Raw genomic sequence first — 5,476 nt, 5'->3', positions numbered from 1 at the left:
GGCCCCATGGCGTGCCGGACGGGGGCGTGCTCCTGGCCGCGACCGACGACGGTGGCCCGCCGGGGTGGCTCATGGAGAAGTGTGCCGACCCTTGGACTCCGCACCGATGTGCACTCGGGTCACGTTGGGCTTCAAGCCGGCTCCCACACTTCACCTGAGGCCACCCCATAGGGCCTCCAGGCCGGTGTCAGCTGGTCAGCTCAGGGAACTTGGCGAGCAGGTCGTTGAGTCCTGCCAAGACCAGCGGAGTGAGTGAACCGGTAACTACCTGAGTGGTGGTGTTGGCCAGCACCTCACCGATCTTGCGCAGCAGGGCGCCCATCCGCGAGGGAGCAGGTGCGGGCGCCTCCACCTCTTGATGCAATTCGGCGATCGCCGTATCCAGCTCGGCGCCGCGGTCGGCGTCCAGTTCAGCCAGGGCTGGCCGTGCCGTGGTCAAGGAGTCCAAAAACCCTCGAACTTCTCCGGCAACCTGGGACTGGTTGTCCTGGTGCACGGTGTTGTGGTTGCCCTGCACCACCTGGACACCCTGGGTGGTGCCGTTGAAGTGAACGTTGTAGGTCTGCCCAGCCGAGGCCTGGGCCGCTTCGTAACTGCTCACATCGCCTCCATGATGATCCGCACAGTGCCGGCCGCGGTCGGTGAGCACCAGTCGACCCTGTCCAGTGTCAGGGCCGAGGAAGCCGTGCTCCCGCAGATCAGAAGTCACTAGAGCCAGTTCTTCGTCAGTGGCCGGGTCACCCTCGACGTGGCGGTGGGTGATCGCGACCTCCTTCAAGGAGGAGACGCCGTCGTTGTCGTGCAGCCACCGCAATACGCCGGTGCGCAGCACCCGGCTCCGGAAACTCGCCCGGGCCTGGCGTTCGCGGATCTCCTCGGCTCGCACAGCACCGGCACCGGTGATAGAGAACCGGGTGTACACCCCACCCATGGCTTTGTGCGAGGCGATCAACCCCTGATCCGTGAGTAGCCCGAGGGTTCGATGCACCAGGGAGGTTAGGGCCGCCGCCTCCAGTTCCAGCCCGTCCACGTGTGCAGCCTGCACGGCGGCTTCGAAGCGACCGTTGTGGCCAGCTTCGTCGGCGTAGAGCAGCACCCGGTGTGAGGTCAGATATAGGCGTCCGTTCGGATCGAGCTCGCCTGCCATCCCAGTCCCTGCGCTGTTCGTTGTGAGGTCCACCGGGAGCGGGCCCGCCCTGTTCAGCTCTTTGCCGATCTCGCGGCGTATCTGCTCGATCCCGCGCCGGTTTGGTTCGAACCCTCTGGCCAAGGCAACCTCCGTTACCTCCGAGCCGCGCGAAAGGAATCCGCGGTCTTCCTCGGCAACGGTAGATGTTCGGTACGACGTTCGCGGTGCGGACGGGTCTTCGTCGCCCTGTCCGGTGAGCTGGGCATGCTCATCCTGGGAGTGCGGCCGAGGTAATCCTGGAACCCATGGGGACTACTGCTTCCTACTCTTCAGAACCTTGGCCACATCCTGGATGGCCTGGCGGACGAGATGCAGGCTGCCTGCAGGATCGTCGTCGGTTTCGCGCAGATCGGCCAGGTTCAGCTCGTAGACCATCGTGGGCATCGGGCCAAAAGGGCCCTCAGCGTCGATCGTGACTGTGTGGATCTGCGGAACGTCCTCGTTGAGGAGCTCAAAGCCCCGTCCCAACGGCCACACCAGCCGATGCCCAGGCCCAAGCGATGCGATGCCGTTCCGGAGCCGCTCCTGCGCCCTGACACCATCGAAGCTGCTCTCGCCCGGCAGGCTCGGCTCGAAGGTGACGCGGATGTTGTGAGCGAAGGTCGGACCCGAGTTTCCGAGCATCAGACTGAGAAGTGTTCCCTGGTGTTCATCGGCGCGTACATCCGCCCAGATGTAGGGCTGGGCCGCATCCTTGCGCATCTCGCGTTGGATCGTGGTCTGCTCTTTGGCGGCGTTCGCCGCCCGCGCGGTGTACAAGAGCGCGATCAAGGCGATGCCTGCGGCGGCGATCGCTGCGATCGCCGCCGCGAGGCCCGAGAGAGCGGAAAGGTTTTCTGGCTCCATGCCCTCCAGCTTCCCTGGGACAGGGGACAGTTTCGAAGGGCCCAACACGGGGGCGAACCAAGTACGTCGGAAAGCGGCAATGCCCGAGCGTTTTCGCAGGCCAGGAGGTAGACCAATCCGGCCGCGCGGAGTGGTCTAGTGATCTGGTGTTGTTCGTCCCGGTATCGCCTGGTTCTGGGCTCCGGTAACTGCTCTTATCAGTGCGTTCAGACCCCGTCGAAGCCACGGCCCGATCATGAACCCCCGTGCAACGCACCGTTGCGTGGGGTTTTCGCGCACTGACTCGAACGCAGCCTGAAGTGTGGTCTCTATCACACACAAGAAGGCTCAAATTAGCTTGACATGCCCCTGATCTGCGATTACGGTTGAACGTAGAGAATTCCGGAGGACTGTGTTATACTAATAGGTGTGTGCGGAAGTCGACAGACTTCCCACGCACCTTTTCTGCGTTCATGGGGCCTATGTCCTGTGGGTGCCCCCGCTCGCCTGAAGAGCAGGCGATCGGCGACATGGACCGACGACCGGATGGGAGAAAGCCATGTCACTTCAGAGAAACAAACGCCCGCCCCCTTGGGGGCGGGCTCCGAGCGGCGCCATCAAATGCGCCAGAGAGAGCAAGGCATATGAACATCGCAAGAAACGAAGACCCGAAGGGTCCGTGGGAGCGCTTCAAGCGCCGCTGGAATGCCCTGCCTGGACTCGTCCGGTTTGGGATCAACAGCTTCGCCACGTGGCTTCTCCGCAAGTGGTACGACCACGTGTGGGAGCACCTGCAGGAAGCCGTGAAGGCCTTCCTGGACAGCGGAGGCCTGGACCTCTGATGAGGCCCAGGCCTTCCGAATGCAGCTGGCTCGCATGCGCCGTGACAAGCTGAAGCGAGTAGCTAGCTAGTGGGGTGGGGGTCCACAAGGACTTCCACCTCGTCTTTTCTTTGTACCCGATGTCTGCTGCTGGAACAACATCGAGGTGCCCGGATCTTCCTAGGGCCTCGGCGCCAGGAGCGCGAGCGTCTCTGAAGTCGCCCCCGTGCAAGGCCCGCTGCTTCAGCTCCTCGGGTTCTGGGTTTCGATAAGCTCACTTGTCGAAACCCAGAAACGGACACCAGGCACACGGGAACGAGGCGGGCGTGACGGACGAACCTGAGCCGGTGGTGCTCTTCGACGACGGCCAGGGCCCGCCCACCACCGTTCCGGTCCCCGTGCCGCCGCCCCCGGAGCCGGGGGCGGTGTTTCGCCCGGCCGACGCCGAACTCACCCCCTCCGCGGCGGCCCGCGTCGCCGACGGCTGGGCCCCTTCCACCCGCACCGGCTACGCCCGCGACTGGGCCACCTTCACCGCCTGGTGCACGAGCGCGGATCGCACGGCGCTGCCCGCCACCGCCGAGACCCTGGCCAGCTACGTCGACCACCTCGCCAGCGCCGGGGCCGCCCCGGCCACCATCGACCGCGCCCTGGGCGCCATCGCCTCACGCCACCACGCCCAGGGCCAGGCGCTGACCACCAAGGCCGCCCGGATGGCACTGCGCTCCTACACCCGCCAGTGGGCCCAGGCCGGCGGCCGCCGCCGCCAAGCCCCCGCCCTGAGTGTCGACCAGCTCCGGTCGATGCTCGAGGCCGCCGACCAGGACCTGCGGGGCCTGCGGAACCGCACCCTGCTGCTGCTCGGGTACGCGATGATGGCGCGCCGCTCCGAGCTCGCCGCCCTGGACGTGGGGGACGTGCGGATCGTGGCCGAGGGGCTGGAGGTGTTCGTCGCCACTTCCAAGACCGACAAGGACGCCGCCGGCGCCACCGTCGCCATCCCCTACGGCACCCACCTGACCACCTGTCCCGTGCGCACCACGGCCGCCTACCTTCAGGCCCTGGCCGCGAACGGCGTCACCACGGGCCCGCTGCTGCGCTCGGTGGACCGCCACGGCCACCTCGCCGGCACCCCCACCGCCTCCGGACGCGGCGCCGGGCGCATGTCCGGGGCCGGCATCAACCTCATCGTCAAGCAACTCGCCGAGCAGGTCGGCCTGGACGGGATCACCGCCCACTCGCTGCGCGCCGGACCCGCCACCGCCGCCGCGGCCGCCCGCGTGCCCCGCGCCTGGATCGCCCGCCAAGGCCGCTGGGCCGAGCGCTCCACCGCCATCGACACCTACATCCGCCCCGCCGACGCCTGGAGTGACAACCCCCTGCGCCACCTGGGACTGTGAGGCCCGGTCAGGACCCTCCCGGGGAGCGGTCGTGCTTGACGACCAGCACCAGCACGCCCAGCGCCGCGCCGAACGCGGCCCCGGCCGCCAGCAGCGCGTCGGGCCAAGAGGCTCCCGCCGCCAACCGCAACGCGCCTGCCAGGGCCGCGCACCCCGTACTGGCCACCAGAATCAGCGCCGCGCGCACCTCAATCATCTCCGCTCCCTCCATGCCGGGACCTCCGGTCACGATCCAGCCTGGGACCAGCGAAAACCGGATGCTCCGACCACACCTTGCGGCCCCAGCGAGAGCACGGGAAAGCCATAGACGCAGGCGATCCAGTCCTGAAGAGCTTAAGATTGCCACAAGCTGTTCAAGGTTGCTGAAGATTGCTCAAAGGAGTCCCGGCATGGCGAGATCGATCCGGATGCCCTCGCAAGAGGAGCTGCCCCCGGGGCCGCAGCGCAGGTTCATGGAGACGCTCTTTCGCCTGTGGGTCGATGCCGGGATGCCGACTATGGAGGCGGTGAGCCAGGCCGCCGGGGCCGCGCCTCCACAAGAAGGGGCTGCGAGCAAGGAGACAGTGCGCAAAATGCTCACCGGCAAAACTGTTCCCCACGACTGGCAGAACGCTGAAGCGGTCTTCCTGGGCCTGTCGACGATGGCCGGCTTCGATCCGGACCGGTTGGTCGTGCACACCGATGACATGAACGGCTACGGTCCCGATCCTGAGCCGGAACCCGCGCGTATGGTGTTCCGCCGGTTCTGGGCCGACGCCCGCGGCGTCACGGACTACCAACACGGCACCATGGAGGACTACACCCCTCCCCTTCCCACCTTCAAGGGTGAGGACCCCTGGGCGAACGGTCCCTTCTGACCCACGATTCGGTTCACTTATCGGGGGACAGAAACAACCCTCGACACCGTTACGGAATGACGTCCTGTCTGCTCCGTGAGAGTGCGTGCGGTACCAGGTGTTGTCTTGAGGCTGCCAGCCCAAGCTTGGTGTGCCAAACCCTGGTCCCGGAACGTGTCCGGTCAGCCCGGGGTGTCGGTGTCTGGCTCTTGTTGGATCAACGCGAGTAGATCCCGGGCGAGGGCTGCCCGGTGTTCGTCCCCGGTCGCTTCTAACAGGTCCACCGCCCGCTGTATCGCATCCGTCGCCTCAACCCGCCGCCCACCGTTCATCAGTGCCAGACCGAGGTTGCCCCACTCCCTCGCTACACAGTGGTCATCTTCCAACTGGTGGTACAGGTCGCGT

Annotated in this window: 7 protein-coding genes; 3 read left to right on the top strand and 4 right to left on the bottom strand. The window is 66.4% G+C overall.

Features of this window, described 5'->3' with window-relative positions:
* Positions 1 to 187: 187 nt before the first annotated feature.
* Both DQW06_RS16545 and DQW06_RS16540 read right to left on the bottom strand, forming a co-directional pair.
* Positions 188 to 1,147: a hypothetical protein gene (locus DQW06_RS16545; RefSeq protein WP_157983461.1), complete on the bottom strand. Its 960-nt coding sequence runs from the start codon at positions 1,145 to 1,147 to the stop codon at positions 188 to 190.
* Between the two features lie 294 nt (positions 1,148 to 1,441).
* Positions 1,442 to 2,035, bottom strand: coding sequence for a hypothetical protein (locus tag DQW06_RS16540; protein ID WP_117198864.1), 594 nt, complete (start codon positions 2,033 to 2,035; stop codon positions 1,442 to 1,444).
* Between the two features lie 623 nt (positions 2,036 to 2,658).
* On the opposite strand from DQW06_RS16540, the gene DQW06_RS16535 reads away from it, so the two are divergent.
* Together DQW06_RS16535 and DQW06_RS16530 are read left to right on the top strand one after the other, a co-directional pair.
* Positions 2,659 to 2,856, top strand: coding sequence for a hypothetical protein (locus DQW06_RS16535; protein ID WP_117198863.1), 198 nt, complete (start codon positions 2,659 to 2,661; stop codon positions 2,854 to 2,856).
* A gap of 305 nt (positions 2,857 to 3,161) precedes the next feature.
* The gene (locus DQW06_RS16530; RefSeq protein ID WP_117198862.1) at positions 3,162 to 4,235 is read left to right on the top strand and encodes a tyrosine-type recombinase/integrase; all 1,074 of its coding nucleotides are present in this window, start codon (positions 3,162 to 3,164) and stop codon (positions 4,233 to 4,235) included.
* A 7-nt stretch (positions 4,236 to 4,242) separates the two neighbouring features.
* On the opposite strand, the gene DQW06_RS16525 is transcribed toward DQW06_RS16530, so the two are convergent.
* Positions 4,243 to 4,431 (bottom strand): hypothetical protein, encoded by a 189-nt coding sequence (locus DQW06_RS16525; protein ID WP_184293619.1) that lies wholly within the window; start codon positions 4,429 to 4,431, stop codon positions 4,243 to 4,245.
* A gap of 193 nt (positions 4,432 to 4,624) precedes the next feature.
* Here DQW06_RS16525 and DQW06_RS16520 point away from each other — a divergent pair, with 193 nt between their 5' ends.
* Complete coding sequence (locus DQW06_RS16520) at positions 4,625 to 5,092, top strand: hypothetical protein (RefSeq protein ID WP_117198860.1); 468 nt, start codon at positions 4,625 to 4,627, stop codon at positions 5,090 to 5,092.
* A 161-nt stretch (positions 5,093 to 5,253) separates the two neighbouring features.
* Here the strand turns inward: DQW06_RS16520 and DQW06_RS29590 are convergent.
* Positions 5,254 to 5,476: hypothetical protein (locus DQW06_RS29590; RefSeq protein ID WP_232833051.1), on the bottom strand; the 223-nt coding region annotated here is incomplete at its 5' end.

Source organism: Nocardiopsis sp. TNDT3 (assembly GCF_003427465.1).
In the GTDB taxonomy this organism is placed as follows: Bacteria; Actinomycetota; Actinomycetes; order Streptosporangiales; family Streptosporangiaceae; genus Nocardiopsis; species Nocardiopsis dassonvillei.
The sequence above is the reverse complement of the archived record's forward strand: the minus strand, read 5'-3'. Positions and strand labels throughout refer to the sequence as shown.